Genomic DNA, 15,614 nt, shown 5'->3' with positions numbered 1-15,614 from the left:
CCGTAAAGTGGGGCGGGACGTGGCCACGGACGACGACGAGCAGGGACGACGATGAGAGGCAGGCTCCTCGCAGCGGTGGCGAGCGCAGCCCTCGCCCTCACGGGAGCCGCCGTGCCGCCCGCGAACGCCTACGAGGCCCAGCCCGACCACACGTACGCGAACGTCGCCATCCACGGGCCCGGCCACGCCGGCGCGCAGTCCTTCGTCCCCCGGGACGACGAGCTGGACACCGTGGCGGCGTGGCTCGTCAGCCGCTCCACGAGCGGGCAGGTCACCGCCTCGGTGCGCACCGACGCCACCGACCCCGCCACCGAGGTCGCCGCCGCGCAGGTGGACCTCGGCGGCACCGGCCGCGGCTGGCTCGAGCTCGACCTCGGCGGGGTCCGGGTGACGCCGGGGGAGCAGTACGCACTCATCCTCCAGGCGACGGGCACCGACGGCGCCGTCGAGTGGTGGGGCTCGCGCTCCGCCACCCCGAGCACGCCTCCGAGCTGGAACTACGACCGTGACCACTGGGGCGGCTGGGTCGAGCAGGGCGCGGGCCCCGCCCAGCGCTACGCCGGCTGGGACCTCGCGTTCTACGTCGACGACGCCCATCCCGGCTGCGCGGCGGACAACTCCTGCTGGCGCCACCTGGGCGGCGAGCAGCTCGGCGTGCAGCCCGCCGGCATCGTCGGCACCCCGGGGCAGCCCTACGCGCTGTCGGCCTTCGAGGCGGCGGGTGCACGCTTCGTGCCCGGCTCCAGCGTCCTCGAGCTGGCCGACGGGAGCTGGCTCTACGTCCCCGAGGGGGCGCAGGCGCCCGAGGTCGTGCCCGCCGGGCACCCCGACGCGCTGGCGCAGGTGGAGGAGAGCCGCGCCTGGCTCGCCTCCGGCAGCGTGCCCGGCCGCACGGACGCCGAGCGGGCCATGGCCGAGCGGGCGCTGCTGGACATGCGGCTCCTCCTCCAGGACAACGGTGCGGTCGCCGCGGCGTGGCACACGATCTGGCGCTACTCCTGGCCCCGCGACTCGGCCTTCGCCGCCGTCGCCTTCGCCCGCGCCGGCTTCCCCGAGGAGGCGCTGCGGATCCTGCGCTACAACGCGAGCACCCAGCGCCCGGACGGCACGTGGGAGGCACGCACCCTCCTCGACGGCTCCGGGCCGCCGGACGCCCGCGCCTGGCAGCTCGACGCCAACGGCTGGGTCCCCTGGGCCACGTGGCAGTACCTCCAGGTCGCGTCCGCCGCCGACCGGGACGCGGCCATCGCCGAGCTCTACCCGACCGTGGAAGCCGCCGCCGACCACGCCGCCGCCAGCCTGGACGAGAACGGCATCCCCCCGGCCCGGCCGGACTACTGGGAGAGCGGCTACCCCGCCCCGAACCTCGGGACGGCGGCCCCGCTCCTCACCGGCCTGCGCTCTGCCGCCGCGATCGCCGAGCTCGCCGGCGAGGAGGACGACGCCGACCGCTGGTTCGCCGCCGCCGACCGCCTCCAGTGGGGCATCGACCACTCCTTCGGCGGCATCGGCTACCAGCGCACCGTCGTCGACGGCAGCGGCAAGGACTCGGCCGTCGCCTGGCTCGCCCCGCCCTTCAACCCCGCCACCCCGGTGGTCCGCGCCGAGCTCGACACGACGTGGGAGGCCCTGGTCCAGGACACCGGCGGGGTGCAGCCCGGTGAACGCTGGGGCGACGACATGACGTGGACCCCCGAGACGATGTTCTTCGCCCTCGCGTGGGCCGCCGACGATCAGGACGCCAAGGCCGAGCGCCTCGTCGAGTGGATGGACGCCCACCGCACCGAGGTCGGCGCCTACCCGGAGAAGGTCGGCCCGGACGGCAACCCGGCGGCCGTCGCCACCCTCGGCTGGACCGCGTCGCTCACCGTGCTCACGCTCACCGCGCTCGACGGTTCCGTTCCCACCCCGCCGGCCGGCACGAGCACCGTCACCACCGACGACGACGCCGCTGCCGACCCGCGCTCCGCCGCCCCCGCCGCGCTCGCCACGCCCGACTCGGCCGCCGTCCCCTGGCTGCTCGTGCTCGCCCTCGCGACGGCCGCCGTCGTCGTCGGTTTCAGCCGCCGTCGGCGTCGCTGAGCCACCGACCGTTCCGGCGGTGCTGAGCCACCGACCGTTCCGGCGGCGCTGCCTCAGCCGGCGATCTCCTGCCGCTGCCGCGCCCTCGCCGCGTACCGCCGGCGCTCGCGACGTAGCCGCAGGACCACGTGGGCGAGGGAGTAGGCCGTGAGGACGAGCAGGGTGCCCGCGATGTTGCCGCCGGGGACCTCGTCGACGTCGAGGAGGAGCAGGGCCGTCACCGCGAGGGCGCCGTACAGGACGGTGAGCGCGGCGGCCACCCTCGTGCTGAACAGGCGCGTGACCGCGAGGATCCCCACCATGACGGCGGTGAACGCGGACGCCAGGAGCAGTGCCATCGTCGTCGTCTCCCCTCGACCCGAGTGCCCCGCCATCGTGGCACAGGCACGGCCGCGGACGGCCCGGGATCGCGGGGGATCAGGACAGGAGGTCGATGACCGCCTGCTCCGCCGGGGCGAGGCCCGTGCGGACCTCGATCTCACCGGGCGCCGCGGCGTCGGGCGGGATCGTGTTGCCGCGCTCGAAGCTGTCGATGACCTGCGGGTCGATGTAGGAGGCCCGGCTGACCGCCGGGGTGTTGCCGAGGTCCTCGGCCACCCGCTTGACCGCCTCCCGCACCGCCGCCTGCCGCTTGCGCGAGGTGGAGACGTCCTCGGCACGGGCGAGGTGGACGGCGGCCATGACGGTCCCGCGCCACGTGCGGAAGTCCTTGGCGCTCGCGTCGGGCCCGAGGAGGTCCTTGAGGTAGGCGTTGATGTCCGCCGTCGACAGGTCCACCCAGCGGCTGCCGTTGCGGTAGGCGAGCAGCTCGACGCCACCGCCGCGGCGCCGGCGCAGCGTGGTGAGCGGGCCGGTGAGCTCGGGGTCGAGCAGCTCCAGGGAGCGGGGCAGCCCGGACTTGGCCGTGTACTGGAAGCTCAGCGTGCCGTCGGCGCGGATCCGCAGGTGGTCCTTGCGCAGCGTCGCCAGGCCGTAGGTCTCGTGCCGCGCGGCGTAGGTCTCCCCACCGATCCGGAAGGCGCCGCGGTCGAGGAGCCGGAAGGCGATGGCGAGCGACTGCTCCCGGGTGAGCCGAGGGAGCGCCAGGTGCTCGGCCACCTGCCCGCGCGCCTCGGGCAGGCGGGTGGCGACGTCGAGCACGTGCCGGTACTTCGCCCGCTCCCGTCGGGCGCGCCACACGTCGTGGTAGAGGTACTGGCGCCGTCCGGCGTCGTCGATCCCCACGGCCTGGATGTGCCCGGCCGGATCGGGGCAGATCCACACGTCCCGCCACGCGGGCGGGATGACGAGCGAACGGCACCGTTCGACGATGTCGGGGTCGGTGACCCGCTGCCCGTCCGCGTCGAGGTACATGTACCCCTTGCCGGCACGGCGGCGGGTCAGACCGGGGGAGTCGACGCTGACCTTGCGCAGCCTCACCTGGTATCCCTCACGGGCCCAAGTCTGTGAGGTGTGCGCGGAATTCGCGCGCGGAGAGGGCGCCCGGGCGGGGCGTGCCCCGCCCGGGCGCTGACTCAGCCGCGCCGGCGCCGCAGCAGCCCGGCGCCGGTCCCGACGAGGGCGGCGACGCCGAGCAGCACGAGCGCGACGGGGGCGCCGGTGGCGGGCAGCTGGCCGCCACCGGGCCTGGCAGGCGGCGTGGCGGGCGTCGTCACCGTCGGCGTCGGCGTGGGCGTGGGCGTCGGCGTGGGCTCGCCGTCGTCGCCCAGCACGATGACGGTGAACGGGGCCGTCGCCGTGCCGTTCGGCGCGGTGACGCTGAGGACCCCGCTGTAGGTGCCGGGCTCGGTGAAGGTGTGCTCGACCTCGAGGAGGTACTCCCCGTTGACGGTGAGCTCGTCGCCCTCGCGGGTGGCGAGGACCGTCGCGGGCACCGGCTCGCTGCCGTCTCCGAGGTCGACGGTCGCCGCGATGTCCTCCGCGGTGGTGCCCGGTGCGGTGACCACCCCGACCGTCATGCCGGCGGTCCCGGGCGCCTCGAGGCGCTGGTCGACGCCGGCCGCGTCGACGGTCCACGCGACCTCCGGGGTGGCGTAGAGGTTGTGGTCCTGGAGGGTCAGCCGCCCGCCGAGCGTGGCGAGGCGGTCGAAGAAGTCCTCCAGCGCGCGGTCCTCCTGCGGGGTCCAGCCGATCTCGAGGACCGTCGCCGCCCGCGGCAGCACGAGCCACTGGGCCTGGGCGATGCCGCGGACCGTCTCGGACCACAGGGGCCCCTCGACCCCGAGGAAGCCCTCGGTCATGACGTCGGGGAACAGCTCCTGCGGGTCCCAGTCGTAGTACCGCTCGACGGTGCAGTCGTCCGGGCACGCCCACGACAGGCCGATGGGGGACACGGAGTCGTCCGGGTCCTCGGGGTCGTCGCCGTCGTACCGCTGGTCGAGGTAGGCGCGCGGGGCGTCGGAGACGACCATGCGGGCGCCGTTCTCGTTGACCCGCTCGGGCGCGATCGCCGCCCCGGCGGTGCCCGCGCTCCACATCTGCAGGACGTTGCCCTCGTGGACGTCGGCGAGGGCGAGCTCGTTCCAGCCGAAGGGCTCCTTGCCGAGGTCCTCGACGACGTCGATCATCCGCTCCATGAAGTAGATGTAGTCCTCCTCATCGGTGACGTGGGACTCGTCGCCGCCGATGTGGAGGTAGGGGCCGGGGGTGAGCTCGGCGATCTGCGACCACACGTGCTCGAGGAAGGTGTACGTCACCTCGCCCCGGGTGTCGAGCGTCGAGTGGCCGACCTCCCCGGTGCCGTGCGCGGGCGGGACACCGGTCTCCGGGTCCGGCTCCGGCGCGGCGCCCTCGGTGTTGAGCTGGGGGATGGCGTGGAGCGCCGCCTGGGTGTGCCCCGGCGTGTCGATCTCCGGGACGACGACGACGTGCCGCTGGGCCGCGTAGTCGACGATCTCGGCGTAGTCCTCCTGGGTGTAGAAGCCGGTCCGCCCCGGCTCGTCCTCGTAGCCCTGCTCGGTCATCGCCGTCTGGCCCGAGACCGAGGTGAGGCGCGTGTAGTCGATGTCGTCGCCCTCGGCGCGGCCCTCGTTGGTGATCTCGATGCGCCAGCCCTGGTCGTCGGCGAGGTGGAGGTGGAGGTGGTTCATCTTGAGCTGGACGAGGGAGTCGATGAACTGCTTGACCTCGTCGACGGTCTGGAAGCTGCGCGCGACGTCGAGCATGATGCCGCGGTACTCGAAGCGCGGGGAGTCGACGACGGTCATCGCCGGCACCGTCCACGGCCCCGCCGTCACCTCGTCGTACTCGACGAAGGTCGGGAGGAGCTGGCGCAGGGTCTGGACGCCGTTGAACACCCCCTGGGCGCTCGTCGCGGAGACCACGACACCGTCGGCGCCCGCGACCAGGGTGTACGCCTCGGCGGAGTCCTCATAACCCTCGACGGCGTGCTCCGGGCCCACCCGCAGCGTGATGTCGGCGCCGTCGTCGCCCTCGGTGACGACCGGGAGGTCGTACCCGGTGGACGGGCGCAGCACGCTCGCGAGGAACTCACCGGCTCCCGCCGCCTCACCGGCCGCGACGATCCGCGCGTCCGAGGTGAGGAGGAAGGGCTCGGCGTCGGCGTCGTGCTCGAGCGAGACGGGACGCGGCACGATCATGGGCGACTCGGTCGGCGGGTCTGTCGGTGCCATGGCCCCCAGCGTGCCACCGACGGTGGCGGTGGCCGGCCCGTTCTGGGCGGCGGCCGGGAGGCCGAGCATGGTGAGCGGCAGCAGCAGTGCCGCGGACAGCGCGAGCGCGCTGCGGCGTCGTCCACGGCGGCGGCTGGGTCCTACGGGCACGGAGGCGGGTACGGTCATGGCGAGCTCCCCCAGGGTGGCGACCGCGGGAGGCGTGCCAGGCCCGCCCCACCGCGAGTGACGCCGTCATGCTACGACCGGCGTCAAGACCTCTCGGGGACCCGGACCATGCCCTCCTGCGCAAGCGTGGCGACGAGCTCGCCGGCCCGGTCGTAGACCTTCGCGAGGCCCAGCCCTCGTCCGCCCTGGGCGCTGGGGGCGTCCTGGACGTAGAGCAGCCACTCGTCCACACGCACGTCGCGGTGCCACCACATCGCGTGGTCGAGGCTCGCGACCGACAGGCCGGGGGAGGTCCACACGAGCTCGTGGCGGCGCAGCACCGGCTCGAGCATCACCTGGTCGCAGGCGTAGGCGAGCAGCGCGCGGTGGGTGAGCTGGTCCGCCTCCACGCGGCCGCGGGAGCGCATCCACAGCGCCTGGCGGCTCAGCGGGGAGCGGCCGCGCGGCACGTAGATCGAGCCCTCGACGTGCCGGATGTCGAAGGCGCCGGTGCGGGCGTAGAAGTTCGCCGCGGGGTGGTCGTAGCGGGAGAAGAGGTCCGCCGAGCTCTCCAGCCCCTCGGGGCCCGGCACCTCGGGCGGCTCCTCGGCATGGTCGAGCCCCGGCTGGCGCTCCTGGAAGGAGGTGATCATCGAGAGGATCGGCTTGCCGTCCTGGATCGCGTGCGTGCGGCGGGCGCTGAAGGAGCCGCCGTCGCGCATCCGCTCCACCTCGAAGGTGATCGGCCGGTCGAGCTTGCCGGGGCGCAGGAAGTAGCCGTGCACGGAGTGGGGCAGCCGCTCGGCGGGCAGACCGGCGTCGGAGACGGTCCCGGCGGCCGCGACGAGGGACTGGGCGAGCACCTGCCCGCCGTACACGCGTCCGCTCAGGTGCTCCAGCGACGTCCCCGTGCACGTGTCGTGCCCGGTCCGCTCCAGGCGCAGGAGCTCCAGGACCGAGGTCAGCGCCTCGCTCTGCTCACCGGCGTCGGCCACGGTCACGGCTCCTCCATCGTGTTGACGAGCGAGAACGCGGCCCGCTCGAGGTAGGTCCACAGCATCGTCTCGAGGTCCTCGGGCAGGCCGAGCTCGTCGACGCCGTCGCGCATGTGCTGCAGCCAGCGGTCACGGGCCAGCGGGCTGACGGCGTACGCGGCGTGCCGCATCCGCAGCCGCGGGTGCCCGCGGGTCTCGGAGTACGTCGTCGGGCCGCCCCAGTACTGCTCGAGGAACATCGTCAGGCGCTCGACGGCGCCCTCGAAGTCGCCCTCCGGGTACATCGGCGCGAGGACGTCGTCGGTGCGCACGCCCTCGTAGAACCGGCGGACGAGCCGCTCGAAGGTCGCCCGCCCGCCGAGTGCCTGGTACGCGGTGACCTGGTCCGGGCTCGCGCTCACAGGCCGAGCTCGTCGAGGACGGGCAGCTGGCCGCGCACGAGGGCGCGCGCCTGCTCGGCGGACTCGGCGCCGAGCGCGAGCTGGGCGAGCTCCTGGCAGCGCTGCAGGGTCGTGGCCGCGAGCACCGCGGCGACGTCCGGCAGGGAGCGCGGGGACATCGACAGCGAGGACACGCCCAGGCCGACGAGGACGACGGCGGTGGCCGGGTCCGCGGCCGCCTCGCCGCACACGCCCACCGGCCGGCTCTGCTGCGCACCGCCGCGGCAGGTCTCCTCGACCATCCGGAGCACCGCCGGGTGGAAGGCGTCGGAGAGGGAGGCGAGGGAGCCGAGGAGACGGTCCGCGGCCATCGTGTACTGAGTGAGGTCGTTGGTGCCGATCGAGGCGAAGGCGGCGCGGGCGAGGATGGGCCCGGACATGAGCGCCGCGCTGGGCACCTCGACCATGACGCCCGCGGTGGTGAGGCCGTGCTTGTTGCAGGCCGCGACGAACTCCTCGGTCTCGTCCACGGTGGCCACCATCGGCGCCATCACCCACACGTCGGCGCTCTCGGCGGCCGCAGCCTCGGCGATCGCGGTGAGCTGGTTGTCCAGAATCCGCGGATTGCGCCAGGAGGTCCGCAGGCCGCGCACGCCCAGGGCGGGGTTCGGCTCGGCGGTGTCGGTGAGGAACGGCATCGGCTTGTCCGCGCCGGCGTCGAGCGTGCGCACGACGACCTTCTTGCCGGGGAACGCGGCGAGCACGGTGCGGTAGGCCTTGACCTGCTCGGCGACGGTGGGCTCCTCGTTGCGGTCGAGGAAGCAGAACTCGGTGCGGAACAGCCCCACGCCCTCGGCACCGGCCTGGGCGGCCTTGGCGGCGCCCGCCGGCTCCCCGACGTTGGCGAGGAGGTGGACCCGGTGACCGTCGCTGGTGCGGCCCTCGCCGTCGAAGATGCGCACGTGCGTGGCGAGCGCCTCGGCCGCGGCGACGTCCTCCGCGCTCGGGTCCAGGACGGCGGTGCCGGCGGCGCCGTCGACGAGGACGGTGCGGCCCTCCTCGAGGACCTCCAGGGCGTGCGGCGCCCCGACGACGGCGGGGATGCCGAGGGAGCGGGCGAGGATCGCGGTGTGCGAGGTGGGGCCGCCCTCGGCGGTGACGATGGCGCGGACCTTGCTCGGGTCGAGCAGCGCGGTGTCGGCGGGAGCGAGGTCGAGCGCGACGAGGACGAACGGCTCCTCGCGCTGCGGGATGCCCGGCATGGGGATGCCGAGGAGGCTGGCGACGACGCGGTCGCGGACGTCGCGGACGTCGCGTGCCCGCTCGGCCATGTACCCGCCGAGCGCGCTGAGCTGCTCGGCGACGGCGTCGGCGGCCTCCCAGACGGCCAGCGCCGGAGCCTTGCCCTCCTCGCGGACCTTCGCCTGGGCGGACTGGACGAGCGTGGGGTCGGCCGCCATCTGGGCGGTGGTCGCGAGGATCTCCGCGGCCTCGCCCTCGGCGCTCTCGGCGGCGGTGCTCAGGCCCTCGGCGACCGCGGCCGCGTGCTCGGCGACGGAGGCGGCAGCGGCCTCGACGTCGTCACCCGCGGCGAGCCGCTCGTGGGGGGACGGGGCGGGGACGGCACCGGCGAGCTGAGCCACCGGGCCGGCGGCCCGACCGGGACTCACGCCGATGCCACGGACGTTGGTGCGGCGTGCGTGCTCAGTGCTCAAGTGGGTGCTCCCGTCACGTGGTCCCATGCTGTGCCTATTGTGCGCCCTGACCAGCGCTGCTCGTGCCGGTCCGGAGGGGTGACCGCCCGCAGGTGGGCCGGTCGGCCGGGCGCACCGGCCCTCGCGGCGCAGTCCTGCGGTCACCCGCGCCGGGCCGCTGCCCGTCGAGCCTATCGTCCGGTGTGCCCGGACCCGCACCGCCCGCACGCGCCGGGGCCCGCGAGGTCTGGCAAGATCACGCGGAGACCTGGGTGCCGAGGCAGCCATGACGCACGAGCCGAGGAGCATCTGCACGTGAACACCACATCGCCGTCCGAGCAGGACGCCGGGCTTCCGAGCGAGGCCCTCCAGCGACTGGCAGCGGCGTACGGGGTGGCGACGGACTTCTGGGACTACACCGGCAACCACCGGACCGTCCCCGCCAGCACGATCCGCGCCGTTCTGGCGGCGCTGGGCGTCGTCGTCGAGAGCAAGGAGGACGTCGCCGAGGCGCTCGTCGACGTCGAGCTCGCGCCGTGGCGCTCGGTGCTGCCGCCCAGTCTCGTCGTGCGGCAGGGCCGCGAGGAGCAGGTGCCGGTCCACCTGCCCCACGGGAGCACGGTGTCGGTCCGCGTCGCCCTCGAGGACGGCGGCGAGCGGGTGCTCGAGCAGCTGCCCGTGTGGGTGGACCCCCGTGACGTCGACGGCGTGCGGACCGGCCGGGCGACCTTCGGGGTCCCGGCCGACCTGCCGCTGGGCTGGCACGAGCTCGTCGCCGTCATCGAGGGGCAGGAGCCGGCGCGGTGCACCCTCGCCGTCACCCCCGACGTGCTCAGCGTCCCGGCCGAGGTTCCCGACCGCGCCTGGGGCCTCATGGCCCAGCTGTACTCGGTGCGCTCGCGCACGTCCTGGGGCGTGGGCGACCTCGCCGACCTCGCCGAGCTCGGCAGCTTCTTCGGGCAGCAGGGGGCCGACTTCCTCCTCATCAACCCGCTCCACGCCGCCGAGCCGGTCGGGCCGATGACGCCGTCGCCGTACCTGCCCGTCACCCGGCGGTTCCACAACCCGCTCTACATCCGTCCCGAGGACATCCGCGAGTGCGCCTACCTGCCGGGGCCGCAGCGCGCCCTCGTCGAGTGGGCCGCCGAGGAGGTCCGCGGCGCGGCGAGCGACCCGAGCCCCATCGACCGTGACGCCGCCTGGGCGGCCAAGCGCCAGGCCCTGGAGGTCATCCACAAGGCCGGCCGCTCCCCGGCGCGCCAGCGTCAGCTCGACGCCTTCCGCGCCGAGGAGGGGCAGGGGCTGGAGGACTTCGCGCTGTGGTGCGCCCTCGCCGAGAAGTACGAGGGGCAGCGCTGGCCCGCCGAGCTCGACGACGTCTCCTCGCCGGCCGTCTACCGCGCCCGCGTCGAGCTCGCCGACCGCGTCGACTACTACGTGTGGCTCCAGTGGATCGCCGACACCCAGCTCGACACCGCCCAGCGCGCGGCCCGCGAGGCCGGCATGGCGATGGGGATCATGCACGACCTCGCCGTCGGCGTGCACCCCAGCGGCGCGGACGCGTGGAGCATGGGCGACGTCCTGGCCCGCGGGATCGGCGTGGGCGCCCCGCCGGACATGTACAACCAGCAGGGGCAGAACTGGTCCCAGCCGCCCATGCGTCCCGACGCGCTCGCCCGGTCCGGCTACGCGCCCTTCCGCGACATGCTCCGCACCGTGCTCCGGCACGCCGGCGCCCTGCGCATGGACCACATCCTCGGCCTCTTCCGCCTGTGGTGGATCCCCGACGGCCACGGCGCCGACGAGGGCTGCTACGTGCGCTACGACCACGAGGCGATGGTCGGCGTGCTGCTTCTCGAGGCACAGCGCGTGGGCGCCGTCGTCATCGGTGAGGACCTCGGCACCGTCGAGCCCTGGGTGCGCGACTACCTCGCCTCCCGCGGCGTCCTCGGCACCTCCGTGCTGTGGTTCGAGAAGGACGGCGACGGCGGGCCGCTGCGTCCCGAGGACTACCGCGAGCTCGTGCTCGCCACGGTCAACACCCACGACCTGCCGCCGACGGCGGGCTACCTCGCCGAGGAGCACGTCGACCTGCGCGAGCGCCTCGGGCTGCTCGCCGACCCCGTGCCGGTCGTGCGCGCCGAGGCCAGGCGCGAGCGGGAGAAGATGGTCGCCCGGCTGCGGGAGTACGGGCTGCTGCCCGACAGCCCCACCGAGCGCCAGCTCGTCGAGGCGCTGCACGCCTACGTCGCGCGCACGCCGTCGCGCCTCGTGGGCGTCGCGCTCGTCGACGCCGTGGGGGAGCGGCGCGCGCAGAACCAGCCGGGGACGGACACCGAGTACCCGAACTGGAAGCTGCCGCTCGCCGACGGCTCGGAGAAGGTCGTCCTCGTCGAGGACCTCCCGACCATCGCCCGCCTCCGCTCCCTGGTCGCGGTGGTCGAGGAGTCCCTCCGCGGTTAGCCGCGCGCCCCCGCGGGTACCCCCCCGTACGCCGAGAGCCGGATTCCTCCGTGGAGGAATCCGGCTCTCGGCGCTTGATGGGGGGAGGGGGAGCTATCGCTTGCGGCCCCTGGCGTCTCGCGCAGCCTCCTCCTCGGCGGAGCGCTTGCCGGTGGAGACGGCGGCCGCCTCCTGCGCCTCGTCGAAGACGGACGGGGCCGGCACGCCGTCCACGGTGTCGTCCTCGCGACCGGGGGTCTTGAGGTTGAACTTCGTGATGGCGAAGCGGAAGAGGAAGTAGTAGATGACCGCGTAGATCAGGCCGAAGACGATGATCATCAGCGGCTGCTCGGCGATGCGGAAGTTGAGCAGGAAGTCGATCGCACCCGCGGAGAAGCCGAAGCCGCTGCGGTACTCGAGCGCGTTCATCAGGGCCAGCGAGCTGCCGGTGAGCAGCGCGTGCACCACGTACAGCGGGAAGGCGACGTAGGCGAAGGCGAACTCGAGGGGCTCCGTGATGCCGGTGAGGAACGCGGTGAAGGCGACCGAGATCATGATGCCGCCGGTGATCTTGCGGCGAGCGGGCTTGGCGGTGTGCCAGATCGCCAGGGCGGCGGCGGGCAGCGCGAACATCATGATGGGGAAGAAGCCGGTCATGAAGACGCCGGCCGTCGGGTCGCCGTTGAGGAAGCGGGCGATGTCGCCGTTGACGATCTCGCCGCTGGCCGTCTCGAAGGAGCCGAACTGGAACCACGGCAGGTTGTTGAGCAGGTGGTGCAGCCCGAAGGGGATGAGCAGGCGGTTGACCGTACCGAAGACGAAGCCGCCGAGCACCGAGTTGCCGGGGTCGGTCACCCAGTTGCCGAAGCCGGTGATGACGGTGTCGAAGACCGGGTAGATGAAGGCGAGGACCACGCCGAGGAGGATGGCCGAGACCGCCGTGATGATCGGGACGAAGCGGCGGCCGCCGAAGAACGCGAGGTACGTCGGCAGCTTGATCCGGTAGTACTTCTGGTAGAGCACCGCGGCGATGATGCCGATGACGATGCCGCCGAGGACGCCGTAGTTGATCGTGTGCGTGAGGATCGGCTCGCCGCTGTCCGCGGCGATGGTCCCGCTGTCCGCCTCGACACCGAAGGTGCCGCCCCACGGCGCGGTCATCGGGGCGATGGCGCCGAGGACCCGGGTGAGCACGAGGTAGCCGATGACGGCGGCGAGGGCCGTGGAGCCGTCGGACTTCTTGGCGAAGCCGACGGCGACACCGACGGCGAACAGGAGGGGCAGGTTGGCGAAGAGCGCGTCACCGGCCGCACCGATGACGGCGGCGACGGGCTCCATCCAGCCCATGCCGGCCCAGCCGGCCACGCCGTCGGCGCCGAGCATGTCCGGCTGACCGAGGCGCAGCAGGAGCGCGGCGGCCGGGAGGGAGGCGATGGGGAGCATGAGGGAGCGGCCCACACGCTGAAGCTGGGCGAAGCCGGGGATCGGCCTCTTTTCCTTCTTGGCCGGGGCCGCACCGGCGGTGGCTGCTGTCACGTCAGGCTCCTCGTCGAGGCGACGGTGGAGGACCGTCGCGGTGTGGTCCCGGCCCGGAGGTACCGGCCGGGCATGCTGGTGTGAACATCCCGTGCAGGATGTCTGGACCAGTTGCGCATACTAGACCGCCATATGATCGTGCGTGTCAAGCATCACGCGGGCGTGGCCCCGGGCAGGTCGGTCACGGTTCGGTGACGGGAGGGTTGGAGCCTTGAAGTACCTCACCGTGCGCGACCATCTGCGGGCTCTCATCGACGACGGCCTCGGCGTCGGGCAGGCGATCCCCTCCGAGCGTGAGCTCTGCGAGCACTTCGGCGTGTCCCGCATGACGGTGCGCCAGGCGGTCGACGCGCTCGTCGTCGAGGGCCTCCTCGAGCGGGTGCAGGGCCGCGGCACCTTCGTCGCCCAGCCCAAGGTCGACCTCCAGCTGCGGCTCGTCTCCTTCCCCGAGGAGATGCGCCGACGCGGCATGGAGCCGTCCCTGCGGGTCCTGGCGGCGCAGAGCGTCGCCGCACCCCCGCACGTCGCCGACGCCCTCGACCTCCCGCCCGGCGCGGACGTCCACTACCTGCGCCGCCTGCGCCTGGCGGACGGGCTGCCGATGGCCGTGGAGGAGAACTGGGTGCCCGCCATGCTCGCCCCCGAGCTCCTCGACGCGGACCCCGCGCCCAGCGTCTACGAGGCGCTGACCGCCCGTGGCCTCGCGCCCACCTGGGGGGAGGACGTCATCGAGGCGGTCCTCCTCGAGGCGGAGGTGGCCGGGCACCTGGGCCTGACGGAGGCGACGGCGGGACTGCAGATCCGCCGTCGGACCTTCAGCGGGGACCTCGCCGTGGACTACGCCGTCTCGATCTACCGCGCCGACCGCTACTCCCTGTGGGTGCCGGTCAGCGCTCCCGGACCCACACTCGTGCCCTCCCGCCGTCGCCTCCAGTCGACGGCGAGCGGGCACACCCCACGTGAGGAAGGACTGGCGTGAAGAAGGACATCCACGCGATCCTCGCCGGACTCGGCGGCATTGCGAACATCCGCGAGATGGAGCCCTGCATCACCCGGCTGCGGGTGGAGGTCGAGGACCCCGCCCAGGTCGATGCCGCCGCGCTGCGGGCCGCCGGTGCCCACGGCTCCGTCCAGCGCGGCAACGTCGTCCAGGTCGTCGTGGGGCCCGAGCTCGACGCGCTGCTCGGGGAGCTGAGCGACGACACGTGGCGGCGCGCCGACGACGAGTAGGGCCGTCACGCCGAGGACGTCTGGACCAGTTAAGGTTTCGGTACGAGACGGCGCCGTCCGTCACCGACCCAACGGCCGCGGCCGTGGATGAGGAGCAGAACATGAGCAAGGCAGAGTCCATCCTCGCGGCTCTCGGCGGCGACGAGAACATCGTCGACCTCGAGGCGTGCATCACCCGTATCCGTGTCGAGGTCGAGGACTCGAGCAAGGTCGACGAGGCCGCGCTGCGTGCGGCCGGCGCCTTCGGCGTCGTCCAGCAGGGCACCGCCGTGCAGGTCGTCGTCGGCCCCGAGGCGGACAACATCGTCGAGGACATCGAGGACCTTCGGTGAGCCTGCGGGTCCTCGCACCCGTCGCCGGGACCGTCGTCGCGATGGCCGACGTCCCCGACCCCGTCTTCGCGGGATCGATCGTCGGCCCCGGCATCGCGATCGAGCCCGACGGCGAGGGTGAGGTCCACGTCGTCGCGCCCGTCGACGGCACCGTGGCCAAGCTCCACCCGCACGCCTTCGTCCTCGTCACCGAGCAGGGTCGGGGGGTGCTCGTCCACCTCGGTCTGGACACCGTCCAGCTCGAGGGGCAGGGCTTCACCCTCCACGCGCAGGAGAAGGACACGGTGAGCGCCGGCCAGCGGCTGGTCAGCTGGAACCCGGCCGAGGTCCGGGCCGGCGGGCGCTCGCCCGTCAGCCCCGTCGTCGCTCTCGAGGGCAAGCAGGAGGCACTGACGCTCGCCGTCGAGCCGGGGGCGCAGGTCGCCACCGGCGACGAGCTCTTCTCGTGGGAGTGACCTCCACCCACGACCTGCGGGTCCGGGCCGGCGAGCTCCTTCGCCGGCCCGGAGCCGCCGTGCTGCTCGACCTCGACGGCACGCTCGTCGACTCCGAGCCCATGCAGCGGGCTGCCTTCGCCGCCTACTTCGCCTCCCGCGGCTGGGAGGTCTCCGAGGCCGTCGTCCGCCAGTTCATGGGCCGGCGCGGCCGGGAGTCCTTCGCGGCGATCGCCGGCCCGTGGGCGGGGAGGACCCGGTGGCCCTCACCGACGCGGTCATCGCGATGACCGACCCCTCACCCACCCGCCCGTCCCCGTCCCGGGTGCCGCCGAGGCCATCCGCGCCTGGCGCGAGCAGGACCTGGCGGTGTCGCTCGTGACGTCCGCGTTCCGCTCCTGGGCGGAGGAGGCGCTCGAGCTGCTCGGCGTCGCCGACCTCGGTGTCCGGCTCGTCACCGCCGAGGACACCCCCGTGGGCAAGCCGGCACCGGCCCCGTTCCTCCTCGGTGCCGAGCGGCTGGGTGTGGACCCTGCCGACTGCCTCGCCGCAGAGGACTCCGTGGCCGGCCTCGCCTCCGCGCGTGCCGCCGGGGTGGGCTTCGTCGTCGGCGTGACGACCAGCCTGGGCGCCGACGCCCTGGCCCAGGCCGGCGCCGACGCCGTCGTGCCCGACCTCACGACCCTCGCGCCGTAACCCCCGCCCTCGCC

The 15,614-nt window shown here is 73.8% G+C and carries 14 protein-coding genes and 1 pseudogene; 8 read left to right on the top strand and 7 right to left on the bottom strand.

Annotated elements, in window-relative coordinates:
• The first annotated feature begins 51 nt into the window (after nt 1-51).
• Complete coding sequence (locus tag ACWPXV_RS17105) at nt 52-2,082, top strand: hypothetical protein (protein ID WP_454086348.1); 2,031 nt, start codon at nt 52-54, stop codon at nt 2,080-2,082.
• Between the two features lie 53 nt (nt 2,083-2,135).
• Here the strand turns inward: ACWPXV_RS17105 and ACWPXV_RS17100 are convergent, their stop codons facing one another.
• The 6 genes from ACWPXV_RS17100 to ptsP all read right to left on the bottom strand — a co-directional run bounded on the left by ACWPXV_RS17100 (nt 2,136) and on the right by ptsP (nt 8,951).
• Nucleotides 2,136-2,420: a hypothetical protein gene (locus tag ACWPXV_RS17100; protein ID WP_454086347.1), complete on the bottom strand. Its 285-nt coding sequence runs from the start codon at nt 2,418-2,420 to the stop codon at nt 2,136-2,138.
• Between the two features lie 79 nt (nt 2,421-2,499).
• Complete coding sequence (locus ACWPXV_RS17095; RefSeq protein ID WP_454086346.1) at nt 2,500-3,501, bottom strand: DNA topoisomerase IB; 1,002 nt, start codon at nt 3,499-3,501, stop codon at nt 2,500-2,502.
• Nucleotides 3,502-3,596: 95 nt separating this feature from the next.
• Nucleotides 3,597-5,882: a family 20 glycosylhydrolase gene (locus ACWPXV_RS17090; protein ID WP_454086345.1), complete on the bottom strand. Its 2,286-nt coding sequence runs from the start codon at nt 5,880-5,882 to the stop codon at nt 3,597-3,599.
• Nucleotides 5,883-5,965: 83 nt separating this feature from the next.
• Nucleotides 5,966-6,862: an acyl-CoA thioesterase gene (locus tag ACWPXV_RS17085; RefSeq protein WP_454086344.1), complete on the bottom strand. Its 897-nt coding sequence runs from the start codon at nt 6,860-6,862 to the stop codon at nt 5,966-5,968.
• Nucleotides 6,859-7,257, bottom strand: coding sequence for a globin (locus ACWPXV_RS17080; protein WP_454086343.1), 399 nt, complete (start codon nt 7,255-7,257; stop codon nt 6,859-6,861). Before ACWPXV_RS17080 ends, ACWPXV_RS17085 begins: the two co-directional genes overlap by 4 nt.
• Nucleotides 7,254-8,951: a phosphoenolpyruvate--protein phosphotransferase gene (gene ptsP / locus ACWPXV_RS17075; protein WP_454086342.1), complete on the bottom strand. Its 1,698-nt coding sequence runs from the start codon at nt 8,949-8,951 to the stop codon at nt 7,254-7,256. Before ptsP ends, ACWPXV_RS17080 begins: the two co-directional genes overlap by 4 nt.
• A gap of 294 nt (nt 8,952-9,245) precedes the next feature.
• Between ptsP and malQ the strand changes: the two genes are divergently transcribed.
• The gene (malQ, locus tag ACWPXV_RS17070) at nt 9,246-11,393 is read left to right on the top strand and encodes a 4-alpha-glucanotransferase (RefSeq protein WP_454086341.1); all 2,148 of its coding nucleotides are present in this window, start codon (nt 9,246-9,248) and stop codon (nt 11,391-11,393) included.
• Between the two features lie 93 nt (nt 11,394-11,486).
• On the opposite strand, the gene ACWPXV_RS17065 is transcribed toward malQ, so the two are convergent.
• Entirely contained in the window at nt 11,487-12,908 is a 1,422-nt protein-coding gene (locus ACWPXV_RS17065) for a PTS transporter subunit EIIC (RefSeq protein ID WP_454086340.1), read from the bottom strand.
• Nucleotides 12,909-13,119: 211 nt separating this feature from the next.
• Here ACWPXV_RS17065 and ACWPXV_RS17060 point away from each other — a divergent pair, with 211 nt between their 5' ends.
• The 6 genes and pseudogenes from ACWPXV_RS17060 to ACWPXV_RS17035 all read left to right on the top strand — a co-directional run.
• Nucleotides 13,120-13,887 (top strand): GntR family transcriptional regulator, encoded by a 768-nt coding sequence (locus ACWPXV_RS17060; RefSeq protein ID WP_454086339.1) that lies wholly within the window; start codon nt 13,120-13,122, stop codon nt 13,885-13,887.
• Nucleotides 13,888-13,943: 56 nt separating this feature from the next.
• Nucleotides 13,944-14,138: a PTS transporter subunit EIIB gene (locus tag ACWPXV_RS17055; protein WP_251305576.1), complete on the top strand. Its 195-nt coding sequence runs from the start codon at nt 13,944-13,946 to the stop codon at nt 14,136-14,138.
• Between the two features lie 83 nt (nt 14,139-14,221).
• A complete protein-coding gene (locus ACWPXV_RS17050; RefSeq protein ID WP_454086338.1) occupies nt 14,222-14,470 on the top strand; it encodes a glucose PTS transporter subunit EIIB in 249 nt (82 codons plus the stop codon).
• Nucleotides 14,467-14,925 carry a PTS sugar transporter subunit IIA gene (locus tag ACWPXV_RS17045; RefSeq protein WP_454086337.1) on the top strand — a complete coding sequence of 153 codons (459 nt, stop codon included), beginning with the start codon at nt 14,467-14,469 and terminating at the stop codon, nt 14,923-14,925. Before ACWPXV_RS17050 ends, ACWPXV_RS17045 begins: the two co-directional genes overlap by 4 nt.
• Nucleotides 14,922-15,194: an HAD hydrolase-like protein gene (locus tag ACWPXV_RS17040; protein WP_454086336.1), complete on the top strand. Its 273-nt coding sequence runs from the start codon at nt 14,922-14,924 to the stop codon at nt 15,192-15,194. The genes ACWPXV_RS17045 and ACWPXV_RS17040 overlap by 4 nt, the downstream gene beginning before the upstream one ends.
• A gap of 19 nt (nt 15,195-15,213) precedes the next feature.
• Nucleotides 15,214-15,600: pseudogene (locus ACWPXV_RS17035) on the top strand (HAD family hydrolase); the annotation flags it as partial.
• Nucleotides 15,601-15,614: the final 14 nt, after the last annotated feature.

It is taken from the genome of Georgenia sp. Marseille-Q6866 (assembly GCF_965111665.1).
Note: the sequence above shows the minus strand (reverse complement) of the source record. Positions and strands in the feature narration are given on the sequence as shown.